Source organism: Pseudomonas sp. GW821-FHT11G12, assembly GCF_058808055.1.
This window is the reverse complement of sequence record NZ_JBXARH010000014.1, coordinates 1-16,568: the sequence shown is the minus strand read 5'-3', so window position 1 is coordinate 16,568 and position 16,568 is coordinate 1. Positions and strand designations below refer to the sequence as shown.

General features: G+C 56.4%; 13 protein-coding genes. 1 reads left to right on the top strand and 12 read right to left on the bottom strand.

From position 1 onward, the window contains the following. Nucleotides 1-48: 48 nt before the first annotated feature. The 6 genes from AC1RR7_RS29345 to AC1RR7_RS29320 form a co-directional block, all read right to left on the bottom strand. Nucleotides 49-858 carry an ABC transporter permease gene (locus AC1RR7_RS29345; RefSeq protein WP_096819312.1) on the bottom strand — a complete coding sequence of 270 codons (810 nt, stop codon included), beginning with the start codon at nt 856-858 and terminating at the stop codon, nt 49-51. Beyond that, complete coding sequence (locus AC1RR7_RS29340; RefSeq protein ID WP_493158891.1) at nt 848-1,783, bottom strand: ABC transporter permease; 936 nt, start codon at nt 1,781-1,783, stop codon at nt 848-850. Before AC1RR7_RS29340 ends, AC1RR7_RS29345 begins: the two co-directional genes overlap by 11 nt. A 1-nt stretch (nt 1,784) precedes the next feature. Further along, complete coding sequence (locus AC1RR7_RS29335; RefSeq protein WP_493158890.1) at nt 1,785-2,822, bottom strand: ABC transporter ATP-binding protein; 1,038 nt, start codon at nt 2,820-2,822, stop codon at nt 1,785-1,787. A gap of 288 nt (nt 2,823-3,110) precedes the next feature. Continuing rightward, nucleotides 3,111-4,262, bottom strand: coding sequence for a putative ABC transporter substrate-binding protein YdcS (gene ydcS / locus AC1RR7_RS29330; RefSeq protein WP_096819315.1), 1,152 nt, complete (start codon nt 4,260-4,262; stop codon nt 3,111-3,113). An 82-nt stretch (nt 4,263-4,344) separates the two neighbouring features. Then, the gene (locus AC1RR7_RS29325; RefSeq protein ID WP_096819316.1) at nt 4,345-5,832 is read right to left on the bottom strand and encodes a gamma-aminobutyraldehyde dehydrogenase; all 1,488 of its coding nucleotides are present in this window, start codon (nt 5,830-5,832) and stop codon (nt 4,345-4,347) included. 99 nt (nt 5,833-5,931) lie between these two features. Further along, the gene (locus AC1RR7_RS29320; protein WP_007954670.1) at nt 5,932-6,846 is read right to left on the bottom strand and encodes a LysR family transcriptional regulator; all 915 of its coding nucleotides are present in this window, start codon (nt 6,844-6,846) and stop codon (nt 5,932-5,934) included. 176 nt (nt 6,847-7,022) lie between these two features. Here AC1RR7_RS29320 and AC1RR7_RS29315 point away from each other — a divergent pair, with 176 nt between their 5' ends. Further along, nucleotides 7,023-7,745 carry a tellurite resistance TerB family protein gene (locus AC1RR7_RS29315; protein WP_493158889.1) on the top strand — a complete coding sequence of 241 codons (723 nt, stop codon included), beginning with the start codon at nt 7,023-7,025 and terminating at the stop codon, nt 7,743-7,745. Between the two features lie 52 nt (nt 7,746-7,797). Here AC1RR7_RS29315 and AC1RR7_RS29310 read toward each other — a convergent pair whose 3' ends face one another. From AC1RR7_RS29310 to AC1RR7_RS29285, 6 genes are all read right to left on the bottom strand, one after another. Then, nucleotides 7,798-8,928: a hypothetical protein gene (locus AC1RR7_RS29310; RefSeq protein ID WP_493065340.1), complete on the bottom strand. Its 1,131-nt coding sequence runs from the start codon at nt 8,926-8,928 to the stop codon at nt 7,798-7,800. 329 nt (nt 8,929-9,257) lie between these two features. Beyond that, nucleotides 9,258-10,007: a hypothetical protein gene (locus AC1RR7_RS29305; protein WP_493158906.1), complete on the bottom strand. Its 750-nt coding sequence runs from the start codon at nt 10,005-10,007 to the stop codon at nt 9,258-9,260. Between the two features lie 222 nt (nt 10,008-10,229). Continuing rightward, complete coding sequence (locus AC1RR7_RS29300; protein ID WP_493158888.1) at nt 10,230-11,285, bottom strand: hypothetical protein; 1,056 nt, start codon at nt 11,283-11,285, stop codon at nt 10,230-10,232. A gap of 11 nt (nt 11,286-11,296) precedes the next feature. Then, nucleotides 11,297-15,091, bottom strand: coding sequence for a hypothetical protein (locus tag AC1RR7_RS29295; RefSeq protein ID WP_493158887.1), 3,795 nt, complete (start codon nt 15,089-15,091; stop codon nt 11,297-11,299). Next, on the bottom strand, nt 15,088-15,882 hold the full coding sequence (locus AC1RR7_RS29290) for a DUF4123 domain-containing protein (RefSeq protein ID WP_493158886.1): 795 nt from the start codon (nt 15,880-15,882) through the stop codon (nt 15,088-15,090). The genes AC1RR7_RS29295 and AC1RR7_RS29290 overlap by 4 nt, the downstream gene beginning before the upstream one ends. A 2-nt stretch (nt 15,883-15,884) precedes the next feature. Beyond that, a partial coding sequence (locus AC1RR7_RS29285) for a bacteriophage T4 gp5 trimerization domain-containing protein (protein WP_493158885.1) occupies nt 15,885-16,568 on the bottom strand: 684 nt, incomplete at its 5' end.

Genomic DNA, 16,568 nt, shown 5'->3' with positions numbered 1-16,568 from the left:
TGTTGTCCTCTTTCTACTGCAAATTCAGGGTGGGGAAGTTCAGGGAAATCATTTACCGCCGCTGCCGGCCACGCTCTCGCCACCCCGGGTCAGGTAGTAGGCGCCGAGGATCGGCAGCATGGTCACCAACATCACCAGCATCGCCACGACGTTGGTCACCGGCACGTCCCGTGGGCGGCTCAGTTGGTTGAGCAGCCACAGCGGCAAGGTGCGTTCATGGCCTGCGGTGAAGGTGGTGACGATGATTTCGTCGAACGACAGCGCAAACGCGAGCATGCCGCCGGCGAGCAACGCCGAACCGAGGTTCGGCAGGATGATGTAGCGGAAGGTCTGCCAGCCGTCGGCACCGAGATCCATCGACGCCTCGATCAGGCTGTGGGAGGTGCGGCGCAAACGGGCGATGACGTTGTTGTAGACGATCACCACGCAGAAGGTCGCGTGGCCGACGATGATGGTGAACATCCCCGGCTCGATCCCCAGTGTCTTGAAGGTCGCCAGCAGCGCGATCCCGGTGATGATCCCCGGCAACGCAATCGGCAGGATCAGCATCAGCGAAATGCCCTGTTTGCCGAAGAAGTCCCGGCGGTACAACGCCGCCGAAGCGAGGGTGCCGAGGACCATGGCAATCAGCGTGGCGATGCTCGCAATCTGCAGCGACAGCTTGATCGCTTCCAGCACGTCCGGCCGCGAAAACGCCACGCTGAACCAATGCAGCGTGAAGCCTTTGGGTGGAAAACTGAACGCTGCGTCTTCGGTGTTGAAGGCGTAGAGGAAGATGATCAGGATCGGGAAGTGCAGAAACACCAGCCCGCCCCAGGCTGCGATTTTTAAGCCAATTGAGGCCTTTTCAGAGTGCATCGAAGGCCCCCAGTCGTTTGACGATGGACAGGTAAATGGCGATCAGCACGATCGGCACCAGCGTGAACGCCGCAGCCATTGGCATGTTGCCGATTGCACCTTGTTGCGCGTAGACCATGCTGCCGACGAAGTAGCCCGGCGGGCCCACCAGTTGCGGCACGATGAAGTCGCCCAAGGTCAGCGAAAACGTGAAGATCGAACCGGCGGCAATGCCCGGCACCGACAGCGGCAGAATCACCTGCATGAAGGTCTGGCGCGGTTTGGCCCCGAGGTCGGCGGAGGCTTGCAGCAGCGATGGCGGCAAGCGTTCCAGCGAAGCCTGGATCGGCAGGATCATGAACGGCAGCCAGATGTAGACGAACACCATGAACCGCCCCAGGTGCGAGGTCGACAAGGTGCTGCCGCCGACCCCGGGAATCCCCAGAATGAATTGCAGAACCGGTTCCAGCCCCAGGTGCTGAACGAACCACTGCGTGACGCCGCCCTTGGCCAGCAGCAGCGTCCAGGCGTAGGCCTTGACGATGTAACTGGCCCACATCGGCATCATCACCGCGATGTAGAAAAACGCCTTGGTCTTGCCGGTGGTGTAGCGCGCCATGTAGTAGGCAATCGGAAACGCGACGATGGCGCTGGCGATCGACACCACGACCGCCATGCTCAGGGTGCGCAGGATGATGTCGAAGTTCGACGGTTGAAACAGTGCGGCAAAGTTGGCCAGAGTCAGGTCGGGTGTGACCGCCATGGTGAAGTCGTCGAAGGTGTAGAAACCTTGCCACAGCAGCACCAGCAGCGACCCCAGATAGATCGCGCCGAACCACAGCAGCGGCGGCACCAGCAGCATCGACAGATAGAGGTTCGGCTTGCGATAGAGCAGGTTGGAAAACCTGCGCAACGGCGCCGATTGAGGGAGGGCGAGGGCGGTCATGTCACACCCCGCTCGCAACGGTGTCGTGCAGCGGAATCATCGCTTCCCGCGCCCAGCGTGCGTTGATGCGCTGACCGGTCTGGTGTTGCGCGCTGCTGTCGATCCACTGATTGTTGGCGTGGCTGATGCTCAGGGTCTGGCCGTTTTCCAGGGTCAGTTCATAGCGCGTGGCGCTGCCCTGATACTGGATGTCATGGAGCAGGCCGCTGACTTCGATTTCATGACTGGCCAGCGGGCCTTCGGCGAAACGCACGTGTTCAGGGCGGATCGAAAACGGCTGTGGATGGCCGCTGAGCTGTCGCGCCAGATCGCCGCGAATCACGTTCGAAGTGCCGACGAACTCGGCGACAAACGTGGTGGTGGGTTTCATGTACAGATTGCGCGGGGTGTCGACCTGTTCGATGCGGCCCTTGTTGAACACGGCCACGCGGTCGGACATCGACAGCGCCTCGGTCTGGTCGTGAGTGACGAAGATGAACGTGATGCCGAGCTGGCGTTGCAGCTTCTTCAGTTCGCTCTGCATCTGTTCGCGCAGCTTCAGATCGAGGGCGCCCAACGGTTCGTCGAGCAACAGCACGCGCGGGCGATTGACCAGCGCGCGGGCGAGGGCGACACGCTGACGCTGACCGCCGGACAACTGCACCGGTTTGCGGGCGCCGTAGCCGCCGAGGGCGACCATGTCCAACGCTTCTTCGGCGCGCTTGTGGCGCTCGTTCTTGTTCACGCCTTTGACTTTCAAACCGTAGGCCACGTTGTCCAGCACGTTCATGTGTGGGAACAGCGCGTAATCCTGAAACACCGTGTTGACGTCGCGTTGATAGGGCGGCAAACCGGCGGCTTCGGCGCCGTGAATGCGGATCGAGCCAGCGCTCGGTTGTTCGAACCCGGCGATCAGGCGCAGGCACGTGGTCTTGCCCGAACCGGAGGGGCCGAGCATGGAAAAGAACTCGCCGTCCTGGATATCGATGGAAACCCGGTCAACGGCTTTCACTTCGCCGAACTGCCGGGAAACGTTGGTGAACTGGACTGCAAGCGTCATGGTGCGGTGCTCCAAAAAGGCGAGGGCCGTCGCAGCGGCCCTGCCTGGACTTCTGAAAAAGCTGGATCGTTTGGCGGTGTATGCGATTGTTTTTGGCTAACTCATATGGCCGATACGCCGCGATCTGCTTTTAGCTCCCTCTCCCTCCGGGAGAGGGCGGGGGGTGAGGGCAGCGGTTTCGGCCTTTGCCCTGAAATTAAGAGCAAGATCAAAAGCCACCCCCTCACCCCAGCCCTCTCCCCCAAGGGGGCGAGGGGGAAAGGGGGCAGACCGCGTCGTTCCGGAGTGCTACCTACCGCCCATAATCGCAATGTAGTCCTGCGTCCACCGGCTATACGGCACAAACTTCCCACCCTCAGCCTGCGGCGTTTTCCAGAAAGCGATCTTGTCGAACTGATCAAACCCGTTGGTCTTGCAACCCTCGGCCCCGAGCAACTCACTGCCTTGACACGCAGCCGGAACCGCCGGCAACGAACCGAACCATGCCGCCACATCACCCTGGACTTTCGGCTGCAGCGACCAGTCCATCCACTTGTAGGCGCAGTTCGGGTGCTTGGCCTCGGCGTGCAGCATGGTGGTGTCGGCCCAACCGGTGGCGCCTTCTTTCGGCACGGTCGAAGCGATCGGTTGCTTGTCGTTGATCAGGCCGTTGACCTGATACGGCCAGGCGCTGGACGCGACCACGCCTTCGTTCTTGAAATCGCTCATCTGCACGGTGGTGTCGTGCCAGTAGCGGTGGATCAGCTTCTGCTGGGCGCGCAACAGTTCCAGCACGGCTTTGTACTGATCTTCGGTGAGCTGGTACGGATCCTTGATCCCCAGCTCAGGCTTGGTGGATTTCAGGTAGAGCGCCGCGTCGGCGATGTAGATCGGGCCGTCGTAGGCTTGCACACGGCCCTTGTTCGACTTGCCGTCAGGCAGATTCTGTTCGGCGAACACCACGTTCCAGCTGGTCGGCGCGGTCTTGAACACGTTGGTGTTGTACATCAGCACGTTCGGGCCCCACTGGTAGGGGGTGCCGTAGGTTTCCTTGTTGACCACGTACCACGGCGCGTCTTTCAGGCGTGGGTCGAGGGTTTTCCAGTTCGGGATCAACGCAGTGTTGATCGGTTGCACACGCTTGCCGACGATCAACCGCAGCGACGCATCGCCCGACGCCGTCACCAGGTCGTAACCGCCCTTGGCCATCAGGCTGACCATTTCGTCAGACGTGGCAGCGGTTTTCACGTTCACCTTGCAGCCGGTTTCTTTCTCGAAACCGGTCACCCAGTCGTAGGCCTTGTCGCTTTCACCGCGTTCGATGTAGCCGGGCCAGGCGACGATATCCAGCTGGCCTTCGCCGGCGCCGACGGCTTTCAGCGGCTCGGCGGCCTGCAGGCTAGCGCTGGCCAGCAGGGCCGTGGTGATTGCACTGAGCAGTGCGGTCTTGTGCACGAACATGGTGAACCCTCTTCTTTAAATTATGGTCGGGGCAGTTGTGAACGCGGTGAAGCATGCCGTGGTCGGCTTGTTATTAGCGTAGTCAGAGATGCTGGCCGTGGCGTGCCATGATGTGCCGCACCACGCTGTAGTCCTGTAGCGAATCGCTGGATAAGTCTTTGCCGTAGCCGGAGCGTTTCAGGCCGCCGTGGGGCATTTCGCTGACCAGCATGAAATGACTGTTGATCCAGGTGCAGCCGTATTGCAGGCGTGCGGCGACCTGCATCGCTTTGTCCAGGTTCTGCGTCCACACCGACGAGGCGAGGCCGTATTCCGAGTCGTTGGCCCAGTCCACCGCTTGCGCCAGTTCGTCGAAGCGGGTCACGGTCACCACCGGGCCGAACACTTCGCGCTGGACGATTTCATCGCTCTGTTTGCAACCCGCCAGCAGGGTTGGCTGATAGAAGAACCCGGCGCCGGAATGCACTGCCGCACCGGTCACTCGTTCGATGTGCGGCTGACCGAGGGCGCGCTCGACGAAACTGGCCACACGGTCGCGCTGGCGAGTGCTGATCAGCGGGCCGATCTCGTTGTCGGCGTCGCGTTTGCCGGCGAAGCGCAGGCTGCTGACCGCCGCGCCGAGTTCGGCGACCAATTTGTCGTGAATTCCTGCCTGGGCGTAGATCCGGCAAGCCGCCGTGCAATCCTGCCCGGCGTTGTAATAGCCATAAGTGCGCACGCCTTCGACCACGGCTTTGAGATCGGCGTCATTGCAGACGATCACCGGGGCCTTGCCGCCGAGTTCAAGGTGCGTGCGCTTGAGGGTTTTGGCGGCGGCCTGGAGAATTTTCTGGCCGGTGACGATATCGCCAGTCAGCGACACCATGCGTACTTTCGGGTGGCCGACCAAGTGGCTGCCGACGCCTTCGCCGCCACCGCAGACGATATTGATCACCCCGCGCGGCAGGATTTCGGCCAGCGCCGGGGCCAGCGCCAGAATCGACAACGGCGTGTGTTCGGACGGCTTGAACACCAGCGTATTGCCGGCGGCGAGGGCCGGGGCGATCTTCCACGCGGCCATCATGATCGGGTAGTTCCACGGCGCAATCGAAGCGACGACGCCAATCGGATCACGGCGCACCATGCTGGTGTAGCCCGGCACGTATTCGCCGCTGAGCTGGCCGGTCTGGCAGCGCACGGCGCCAGCGAAAAAGCGAAACACATCGACCGTTGCGGTCAAATCGTCCTGCCGCGCCAGATGCAGCGGCTTGCCGCAGTTCAGGGCTTCGAGGCGGGCGAGGTGATCGGCGTGTTTTTCGACGGCGCTGGCGATTTCCAGCAGCAAGTTGGAGCGTTGTTGCGGAGTCGTGCGTGACCACTCGGCAAAGGCGCGGTGGGCGGCGAGGATGGCGGCTTCGACTTGCTCGGTGCTGGCTTCGGCTATCTGTGTCAGGACTTCACCGGTGGCCGGGTTGAGGATAGGTTCGACAAATCCTTGCCCGGCGACCAGTTCGCCGTCGATCAGCAACGCGGTGTGCATGTGGGTCTGCGCGCCAGCCATTTTCCGTGATCTCTTTTCTTGTATGGCCATGTTGCTCCCTGTTCCGGGAGCCGACCGTCTTATAGATGCAGCAAGACTAGTGCGCGGCTCCGGGGTCGACAAATTCTAAATACTGAAGGTGGCATTCGATTAAATAGATGGCTTGCGTCCGCCGTGGGGCTGTTCGCGGGCCACAGTCAGGAACGGGTCGACCAGCGCAGGGCGTGCGGTGCCACGGCGCCAGGCCAGACCGACGTCGAGGGTCTGGTTGAGGTCGGCAATTGGTCGGGCTTCGATGATGTCCCCTTCCAGCGACCATGGGCGGTAGGTCATGTCGGGCTGGATCGACACGCCCAAGCCGGCCGCGACCAGACTTCGCACCGCCTCTGTGGACGCGGTTCTGAGGGTGATCTTCGGTTGCAGTCCGGCACCGCGCCAAAGGCGTTGGGCATTGCGATCCATCTCGTCGACGTTCAGTTGAATCAACGGCTCCCGGGCGACGTCGGCGAGGTTGATGCTGTCGTGCTCCAGCAGCGGATGCTGGGCCGGCAGCCACAAACGGTGCGGCGAGTGGGTCAGCACCTCGGTCTGCAAGGCGTGGCGGTCTTCGAGGTTGGAGAGGATCAACACCCCGACATCGATCTCGCCGCTGACCAGCAGATGCTCGATGTATGGCCGCTCGTCTTCCATCACCCGGATCTCGACGTTGGGATACGCACGCTGGAAACGGGTCAGCAAATCCGCCAGGTAATAACCGGCCACCAGACTGGTCACGCCGACGATCAACTGCCCGGCGACCTGATCGGTACTTTGTTGCAGGCTGCGTTTGGCGTTGTCCACGGTCGCCAGAATCAGGTGCGCCTGGCGCAGGAACTGGTGGCCCTGATGGGTAAGGGTCATGCCCTTGGCGTGGCGGTTGAACAGGCTGACGCCGATTTCTTCCTCCAGTTGCTGGATGGCCAGGGTCAGGGTCGATTGGGAAATGAACGCGGTCTGCGCGGCGGCGGAGATCGAGCCGGTCTCGGCCACGGCGATGAAGTGGCGGATCTGACGCAAGGTCATCATGGAAGGTTTACCCGGTGGGCGGTTTTTATAGATTGCCTCGAGTGTATATCTATTTTCGCGAAGGGCCGCGGTGAGCCAGGCAACATCTGGAAGCACACTCGCACCCAAACGACGGGCACTTTCGAACTAGGCTGTGGGCCTTATTGATCCGGATAACCCCTGTTTGGAGGCAGAACATGAACACCCGTGGATTGCTCGATCAACTCCTCAAGTCCGGCCAGGATCTGCTGCAGAACAAGGCGGGCGGGGCGCAGAACAAACCGGCTGCCGGTGGTTTGGGCGGCTTGCTGGGCGGATCTTCCAGTAATGGCGCACTTGGCGGTTTGCTGTCAGGCGCAGGCGGCGGTGCCCTGGCGGCCGGCGCCATGGGCCTGCTGCTGGGCAGCAAAAAGGCCCGCAAGGTTGGCGGTAAAGTCGCCCTCTACGGCGGCCTCGCCGCACTGGGCGTGATCGCCTACAAAGCTTACGGCAACTGGAACGCCCAAAAAGGCACCGCCCCGCAAAGCGAACCGCAAACCCTGGATCGCCTGCCACCGGCGCAAGTCGAACAACACAGCCAGGCCATCCTCAAGGCCTTGGTCGCCGCCGCCAAAGCCGATGGCCACATCGACGACCGCGAACGCCAACTGATCGAAGGCGAATTCACCCGGCTCGACAACGATCAGGAGCTCAAACACTGGCTTCACGCCGAACTCAACAAACCCCTCGACCCCACCGACGTCGCCCGTGCTGCGAGCACACCGGAGATGGCTGCCGAGATGTACGTGGCGAGCGTGATGATGGTGGATGAGGAGAACTTTATGGAGAAGGCGTATCTGGATGAGCTGGCGAAGCAGTTGAAGCTGGAGCCGGGGTTGAAGGTGGAGTTGGAGAGGCAGGTGAGGGTGGCGACCCTCTAAGTTATTGAGTCAAGGCTGCATCAGTGCAGCCCTGTTGTCTTGAGTGGCATGACTACGCACGTTTCTTGCCACTTCCCTTATTCAGATAAACCAGGGCAAAGATCTCCGTAATGGCTCGTTGGGGTGTGCGCCGCTTGAGCGCTCGAACTTCCTCGCTCAAACGGATAAGGTCTTCGCTAGGCTTTGCCCATTGTTCTTCAGGCAGCGGCTCGGACCAGGAGCGCATGGCATCAGGCAATGCTCTACGCCCGACTTTTGCGATTCGACGTACTTCCCATTCGACAAGAAGGTTGGGCAAGGTCCAGAACGTCATAGCGTGGTAGAGATACCAGAAAAAGGCGTAAATCCAACCGACTTCCTTTTCACGTATACGGCGATGCAGACGCGCTCGGGCATTGCGCAAGGTGTGCATGCCTTCGTGGGGCGGATCATCGGGGCCTTGCAAATCCATGGGGTCTTGAATGCTTTTGAGGTCGTGGACTTCGTATTCCATATACGCGCGAACGGCTTCCCAGTGGGCAATCGCCAATGGCATCCCACCGCACCTGAATTCAACACTGACCCATTGTCCTTGATGGTCAAAACCCATACCCATGCCGTACTGGCGACGTACCCCGTATTGGCTGGCGCCTTGTGCCTGGACGACCCAGGCGCAAAGGGATTCCCAAGGGACGAAGACCGGCGCCTCGGCGCCCGTTGGCATGAAGCAGACTTCCCGGCGCTGGCGGTTGAAACGGGTCGGTATGACTTTGGTATATTTTCTGTGGTTGTAAAACCACACGGTGAGACCGATGCCCAGGCCGGAGAGAAACATCCAGATGGCGGGCTCTCGAGTAGCAATAAAAAGATCCGAGCTGAACTCCAAAGCGTCCTTCGATGCGTAACCGCTCGTCGCAACGATGAGTCCGACCAGCAGCGGAATACCCAAAACAATAAAGAGCGCAGCAGTAAATGGCCCACCCAGTGTCATTTGCCAGGAGAACACTTGAGGCTTGCCGCCACCGAAATCCAGATACGTATCGTTGAGATCACTCACGTGAGGGCTGTGTGGCGTTGAGTCAGTGGGCAACGGCAAAGGTGCCAGATAGGTCGTGCTGCCCAAGGGAAAGTGCTCGATATCTCCGGCACGGTAGCGTTTCGTTTTTTTCGGATCGAACGGCTCCGATACAAGGGCTTCAGACATGCGTAGCAGATTCCAGCATCAGAGGCTCCAAGGGGAGCAGAGGTGCGTGCAGAGGAAAAGGTAGCTGATCTATTTTTAGAAACAAATATTTCACTTGTTCTGTAACTTTTAGAAGTTGATATTCTGACTTGCTAAAGTTGGCTCTGTGTTATGAGATTTTTCTTGAGTAGAAAGGTTTAAGGCTTTTCTGTACTAAAAAGGTGACAAATTTATTATTCTATAAAATAAATCTGTCACCTTTTTATGATTTTTTAATGGTTTTTCTGAAGGGGTCGTGTTTTTTTAATTCCATTGTTTGTGGTTTTCTTGTCGTTTTGCTTGCATTTTTGTCAATCAGTGCTTAGCGGTACATCGACTTTGGCGGTGATGAAGGGCACGTCTTTGGATAAATAGGGTTTAATCAGGTTGGCTACAGTTTTTTTTTGTTTGTTGCCGCAGAAAATGTTCAGGTTCCAGTTCGTTTTATGGTTGTCGCCGTCTTGAATGACGCTGTACTTTAAATCTACGACTTCTCTGTTTGTAGCGATAGCCAGTTGGGTGATGTCTTCCCATCTGTATGCGTAGTGGTGATGTTGGGTGTGCATTTCTTGGTAGTTTTTCGAGTTGATCAGCAGGAGGTAGGTCAAGCCCATGCCGCCCGGTCCTATCAGGGCACCTATCAAAAAAGCAGGATCAATAACGGCCAGCAGAATGAAAGCGATTGCTGTTATTCCGGAGAACCATTTGGGAAATGTGAAAGTATATTTGGGGAGGTCCTTCCACTTGCAATATTCTATCCCTGACCGGGTAAGACGGTAAGCGAAATTCATTTTTTGATGGGTGATTGATATTAATGAAATGCCCACTGTAATGAAAAATAGAGAGGTCAATGTTGCACTGAAAACAGGATCATCGTCCATGCTTTGATATATAAAAAATGAAGCTGCTGTTATGGCGATTAGGCAGGCAAAAAACATTAAATTGGCAACAAAAGTGTTGTAGTTTCTTGCTCGGATTGTCCATTCCAATAATGCTGGTTCTTTTTCATGCTCCCAATGTAGCTGCGGAGGCAGTGCTGGTGGCTTTTCAAAATTTAACATGGTGGCGTTCATTGGTTATCTCAATAGAAAAAAGGTGACTAGAAAAAAGGTGACAGATCTATTTTTTAGATATTAAATCTGTCATTTTTTCTTTATGTAGCGCTTGCTCCATCCCCGGCGAGGTCAGGAATTCGCTCGCCGGAGATTTTCAATGCAAATTCGGCCTTGGCTGGTTGAAAGATCCGGACTTTGGGCAGTGGCAGCTTTGAGGTTTCACTGACGTCAATCCATATATTTCACATGATTCAACATCAAGTTGGATCGACTGAATGTATCGATGGCATCGATTCGTGCCAGTAATTCTGCGAGTTTTTCTTTAAAAACATTGTCGGCCATGTCAATCCAGTAACGGGGCTTACGTCCATTTTTTTTGTCGTGTGCAACCGAGACAGGATCAAGGTGACGTGAAGCTTCGAACATCGGTATGTCGGGTATCGGGCGGCTGACATCCATGTAGTTCTGCAGGAAGTCCCATAGCGCACAGGGTTGCTGGGTCGTGTTGTCTGGAGTTATCAGGTCGTTGAAGTTGATCCCGGCACCGTTATAGCGATGGACCAGCGATAAACTGTTCATGGCCAAGCCCTGCCGGTCAGGGCTGGTGATGATGTAAGCGTCGAACTCAGTAAAAGGAGCTTCAAATTCGACAGCTTCGTTTTTATCGGCAGCGTTCCTGTAATTGAAGATTCTGACCACGCCCGTACGCCGGTTAAATTCCCACTTCGGGCCTTGGGGAGGGCGGAACCAGATTGTCGGAAAGCGGGTGATGACGATGTGGCCTATCATCCAGCAGATGAGCGGTAAACCTAATGCCCAAGAATAAAAACTGATAAACAGATGGGTTGTGAAATCCCAGGCAGACTGTTCTGACGCGGACATCACTGTGATGTGAGCCAGTATCAAAACGGGGATCAATATGATAGTTGCCCACTTCCCGGCACTTTTTAGAAATAGCCAGAATTGCGAGCGAAAAGGCAATTGAGCATGGCGAAACACTTCATGGTCATGCTTGATGTGAAGCTCCACATCTTCAAGCGGACGTGGCGTATAGGTATCGCTTACTTTCATTTCATTTTTTTCCAATTCCCATTTCTCCCAAAACCGCAGGGTTTCGGGAGTCGGATCTTGGAATAAGCTGCTTGGAACTACTTCTTGCGCATTTCCCCAAGGAAGCCGAGTACCGATCAACTTATGCAGAGTTCCGCGGACGGATGCGTCCACCTGGTTTGGTATTCGACGCGGGTCGTATGCTTTGTTTGAGTAATAGGTGGAGGGTTCCATGAGCGCTGGCATCAGTTAGCCTTATTAGTCTGTTCGTCAGCCCAGAAAGGCCGGTTGGTCTTGACGAAGTCCGCTTTCGCGTACTCCGGACCATAACGTGTGGGGTCTTTTACGCCGGGGGCCGGGAAGTAGCGTGTTTCCGAGGCGGTTTTAAGAACGAATTGTGCTCGAACGGCCAGATCGTATCCGACGGCTTTTTTTATTGCAGATCCTGTCGATTCCGGAGTGTCCAGATATAGCTCCAGAAAGTCCGGGAACGGACGCTGCGCTTTGATAGGTGGAATTTCATTCAGAATGCTGGTTTGCGTGGTCATTGGCATAAACCTGGCGTATGAGATTTCTTTTTTTCTCATCCGGCACTCAGCTTGAATACCAATGCTACCCACGCTACCCAAAAGACCAGGCAGCCGGCTTTCTATACGAACTACTGTATTTGAAGTCCTCACGTCATATGGCGTTGGATTTTGGTTATCCAGTTTTGCGTTGACGTCAAAAAGCGGGTTGCTTCTAACGTCAATGCTGACACCTGCAAGTAGCCCAATCAGGCGATAAAATGCTTCTGCGGGTTCCTGAAGATGTTGCGTGGCCCCGCTTCGGCTGGAGCCGAACGGTCCATTCGACAGCCAATCCGCCAGCGGCGTATTACTCGAAAGGATGACCACACCTGCACCAGCACCGATCAGCAGTAGTGCCAGCCACCCCAGAGGGGTCAATCCCAGAACGGGGGTTGCGCTGACCAGACCGGCGGCGACACCGGCCATTGCGCCGCCTGTCATCAGCAAATAACCATACATGGCATTGTCATTCCACTGCCAGGCATACCAGGCATCATAAAGGCTGAGTCCGGCAAACAATGTTCCGGAAACCGATTGAGCAATCAAGCGTGCGGTGACGGCTTTTGTGATTCGTTCGGCAACCACCTTGCCAAACAGTTTTTTTGCGGTCTCATCTGACAGCGTGAAAATTGTAGTTCGTGCGGCAGCGAGGGCAGATTGGTTTCCCGCCAGTTTTACCGTCAGAGCCTCCATTGCGATGATCAGATCGATATAAGCGCCCGCCACACCACCTACGGTTCTAATGCTTCCTTTTTCGCGGATATTCTGTTCTTTACTCTGTATCTCCACGCTAACGTTCCACATTTCGATCATCAACACACCAATTGCAAACGGGCGGGAGTTGAGTATCCGAAAGGCCAGGGCATTGTTTCTGGCATTGTGTTGTTCTATCGCGTTGGCGAGGGCTGTGTTGGCTTGAGTCACTTGACTGTTAGCAGCATTGCTCGCCGTGGCCGCCTGCTGGGCGGCTGTAAGTTGTCTGTTCATGCTACCGACAAGTTGCGCCGTACTGTGATTGCGTGGAATCACCAGCACCAGATGCTCTGCGGTTTCTACAGCAGCTCCTGTCATGCGGGCGCGATCAGTACTCCCTAGCAGGTTTCCACGTTTGTCCAGAAACTCTCCATAAAACGTTCTGGGCACAGACTGTCGGGACGGAAGGTCTTCCATTCCGAAAAGATAATAGGTCTGTGTAACTTGAGCACGGCGCATGAAATAGGCCGCGCCGAAAGTGGTCGGCAGCATACTGCGAAGCTGTTGCACTCCTTGTGCGTGCAGTTTCACGTTGACTGGACGCGAGCGCGCGCCCAGTCGGGCACGCGTGCGTTCCAGCCGATCATTTGATCTGGCTTGCTCGACACGACTTGCGTCTGCAGCCGATCTAGCCTGATCCAGATCGGCACTCAAAGGCTCGGTGGCGGCAAACGCAGCGTTCACGGCTCCTTGCAGCGTGTCATAAATGCTCAGCAGTGCGCCGTTGACGTTTTTACCGCTGGTGATCAGAAAACTATTGAAACTTGCTCCGGCCAGAAGGCTCTCCACAATGCTCGCATCCAGCGTGCCTTGCTGGTTCTCCGCAGGAGAAGCCGTATTTTCAAGTGCTGCAAGCTCGCCGGCACGGAAATAACCGTCACCTTTGTTTTTTGCCGCCTCGGCGGGTACTTCATAGGGTTTGCAGACTTGCTCCATCTCGTGCTTGGGCCAAAGCATCCGATGTAGAGGCATTTCAGGAGTGACCGCCAATTTAGACAGCCATTCCTGGCCGGACGTGGCTTTGGCACTGTAAAGGCTGACACCGCTTATGGCATCGACGAGGTCACCGCTGGGCGCCAATGGGTCAAGGCGTGAAGGAGGGGCCGCAACGGCAGCAACGGTCTGACAGATGACGACCATCGCTGATAAATATTCGAAGCCATCTGTACTCAAGTGATCGGCGAGTGCTTGCTGCGTAATGTCCTTTTCAAGGTTTTCGGTGAGCAACTTATGTGCACTAGTCATGTGCTGCCAGACCATGGCCCGCTCCAGAACAGCCGTGCAGCGGTTGATACTCTGTTTTCCTTTTTCGCCAATATTTTCCAGGCTTGCATGGAGGGGATTGGTGCTGCCTTGCAAGCTATGGGGCACGACCAATTGCTGTATAACCAGGGCACTGGCGTGATTGGCTTGCTGTGCTGCCCGAAGGGCAAAGAGTTTCAATAGGTCATGGTGGGTTTCCACACGACTTTTCAAATGACGGAGCCGGTAGCGTGGATCCTCAAGCAACACGCCGCAAAGTTGCCGCTGTCGTGCCTTTGTCAGTGCATCCGCAGTATTGTCACGGGCTTGCCAAGGGTCAGCGAGTTTATCTTCCGTGCCGTTTTTTTTTGCAGCAAGCATGGATGTTGCCAGTGAGTGGGCAACGGCATCCAACTCCAGAAGCTCTGTGCGCAGCACCGGCTCATTTCTTTCGGAGGTGCCTTTGGTGCATGCCTGGAGAAACGTGTCTGCATTCTGCTTTGCCGTCACTGGAAATTGCCCGGTGAGGTCACACAGGTAACAAGCCGGTTGATCAAAAAGCCATTCGAAACCTGGCTCTCGAGGCCGTTGAGGTGCGGCCACGCTAACCGGGAAACAGCTCCCCTCAAGCTCAAGTCTGGTGACGTTGGCCTTGCTCCAGTTGGTTTGGTTGGTGTAGTCGCGTACGTTGAAGTTGGAATAGGCTTCGAGCATCGCCTTGCCATCAGGCTTGCTTGTGTATCGTTTTTTGAACTCTTTGTTCGAGCACGTCAGATTCCGAAAGCTTTTGCAGCGCTGACTACGCAATTGGCTATCTTCCTCCAGGCGTTGCAATCGAATTGCGGGCAGTTGTATTTCGGAAAAACACAACTGGACTTGAGCCGGTTTATTGTTCCAGGACGCCGGGATCCAGATATCCTCCAGTGCCACCCCAGTACTTTTACGTGCCCCGGGCCTGAACGTTTTGCCCAGACGAAAGCGGGCGACTTCCACGTCGTGAAAAGTTGTTGTGCCGTCCACAATACGAACTTCCAGTTCGCGCCACAGTTTGCTCTCGAAAAATATGTAGACGAAGCCTGGTCGAGCGAGCACCGGTGTGCCGTGGTCGTAAGGAGTCTTCGATCCGGGAAGTGGGACGAAAGGAAGTATTGGTACAAGTTGATTCCATTGTTCGTCCTCTTGACGCGGTGTCGAACGAACGTCAGAGAACAAAGGCAAGCGGATGGGGTTGCCTTGTGTCGACGCGATTTCCAGCCAAAGTCGTCGCTTGGGTTGCCCAGAGCAGTCCCAGACGTGCAGAACACTGCTGCAGATTTCTTTTTCAAGAGATTCAATTTGAGCTTTTTGAACCTGATTGGCAGCATTGCAAAGCACGACTTTCTGGTCGGAAGGGTGATCCTTGCCGATTACCTGAACGATTACTTTTGCGGCTTCGCAGGCCGGGCCGGAACTCAGGCTTCCAACGGGTTTGCTCATGTCCTGAGCTCCTTGTCCTTGAGATGACTGGTCAGATGCTGGCGTAAACGCTCCAGGCGCTCCTCGGCGCTACCATCGGGGGAAATGGTAGGCAGTTTTTTGTCTGAATAACTTGCGCGCAATGTCAGGTAATTGTTTAGCTCGTCGGGTTCCACAAAACCGTATTGCATACCCTCGTCCAGAAAGCGTGAGGCGTCAGTCAGTGAGAGATCACTCTGGCGTTGCCACCACAGATAAAGGAAATGTTCCTTCTGTTGCCGCTGAAGTGCCTGCTCATGCATTGAGCTCAGATGTAAGGTTTTCTGATCATCCGGTTTGGTCCAGTGTTGGGCGTTTGGAGCCTGCGAGTTGAACCAGCGAAGCTGGTTATGTCCCAGATCAAACCAGGTACCGCCAAACCAACTTAACCCGGAAATCGGTCCCATCCAGAGGCAGGAAGTGTTTTCGTTATCGATCGTAAAAAAATAGCTGGCTGTCGTCGGATTTGAATAGCGAAGCACCCCTCTACGTTCCGTGTCGAAATGCACGAACAAAATGTGTCGCAGATGCTCCAGCAACACCTCTTCTGTGGCGTGACTTTCAATGATTAGCCCCGGCCATTCAGTAGGCTCCTGGCGCATTAACTCAAGGATGATTGAGCTGGAGGTGGGAGGGAGCCAGATCGGACTTTGTTCCGAGTACGCTTGCAGCTCAGTCGAATCGAACAAAAGGGTTGGATTAGGATCGGGCAACTGTTGGTAGAGTTTTTCCAATAGGTCGTCCGTGCGTTCCAGCAATACCGAAATACTCATGTCTATGCTCCCGCCATCAAGGCTTTCCTGCAGGGGCAATCTGTCAATGGGCATTCCATTGGCGTCCCACCTTTGGGTTTTTGGCACAGTTCAACAATGGGCACATTTTCACGCAGACGCTGCTGCAAAAGCATGCCTGGCTTATCCGCATCCGCCTGCTTCAACGGCCCCGGCATCAACGGCGCCGCACCCGTGCCGCTCCCCGGTCCACCGCCGGAGTTGATGTTGATCGCCGGCCCGCTCATGGTCACGCCGCCGCCGTCGATCTTGATGAAGCTGCCACCGCCGACCAGCGTCAGCTCGGCCCCGGCCTCCAGCACCACCTTCATGCCGCTGCTCAGGTGAATTTCCTGCCCGGCGTCGATGAATTGCCCGGTGCCGATCTTGATGTGCTGGTTCACGCCCACGGTCAGGTGGTCGTTGGCCCGTGCTTCGACTTTGCGGTCTTCGTAAACGGTGTGGTGTTCTTCGGCCTTGAATTCCGTGTAGCTGTTCTTTTCCACGACGTCGTGGCGTTCGTTGCCGACGCGGATCTTCTGGTCGTGTTCGATGTTCTCGTCCCAGTCGCGCTGGGCGTGGAGGAAGATCTGTTCCTGACCTTTCTTGTCCTCGATGCGCAGTTCGTTGAAGCCACCGCCGCCCATCGAGCTCAGGGTCTTGAAAGTGGTGCGCGTCTTGTTCGCCGG

Excerpts from the sequence above, each read along its gene's own strand:
- AC1RR7_RS29345 (WP_096819312.1), bottom strand. The coding sequence starts at position 858 with ATGCACTCTGAAAAGGCCTCAATTGGCTTAAAAATCGCAGCCTGGGGC.
- AC1RR7_RS29340 (WP_493158891.1), bottom strand. The coding sequence starts at position 1,783 with ATGACCGCCCTCGCCCTCCCTCAATCGGCGCCGTTGCGCAGGTTTTCC.
- AC1RR7_RS29335 (WP_493158890.1), bottom strand. The coding sequence starts at position 2,822 with ATGACGCTTGCAGTCCAGTTCACCAACGTTTCCCGGCAGTTCGGCGAA.
- ydcS (WP_096819315.1), bottom strand. The coding sequence starts at position 4,262 with ATGTTCGTGCACAAGACCGCACTGCTCAGTGCAATCACCACGGCCCTG.
- AC1RR7_RS29325 (WP_096819316.1), bottom strand. The coding sequence starts at position 5,832 with ATGGCCATACAAGAAAAGAGATCACGGAAAATGGCTGGCGCGCAGACC.
- AC1RR7_RS29320 (WP_007954670.1), bottom strand. The coding sequence starts at position 6,846 with ATGATGACCTTGCGTCAGATCCGCCACTTCATCGCCGTGGCCGAGACC.
- AC1RR7_RS29315 (WP_493158889.1), top strand. The coding sequence starts at position 7,023 with ATGAACACCCGTGGATTGCTCGATCAACTCCTCAAGTCCGGCCAGGAT.
- AC1RR7_RS29310 (WP_493065340.1), bottom strand. The coding sequence starts at position 8,928 with ATGTCTGAAGCCCTTGTATCGGAGCCGTTCGATCCGAAAAAAACGAAA.
- AC1RR7_RS29305 (WP_493158906.1), bottom strand. The coding sequence starts at position 10,007 with ATGTTAAATTTTGAAAAGCCACCAGCACTGCCTCCGCAGCTACATTGG.
- AC1RR7_RS29300 (WP_493158888.1), bottom strand. The coding sequence starts at position 11,285 with ATGGAACCCTCCACCTATTACTCAAACAAAGCATACGACCCGCGTCGA.
- AC1RR7_RS29295 (WP_493158887.1), bottom strand. The coding sequence starts at position 15,091 with ATGAGCAAACCCGTTGGAAGCCTGAGTTCCGGCCCGGCCTGCGAAGCC.
- AC1RR7_RS29290 (WP_493158886.1), bottom strand. The coding sequence starts at position 15,882 with ATGAGTATTTCGGTATTGCTGGAACGCACGGACGACCTATTGGAAAAA.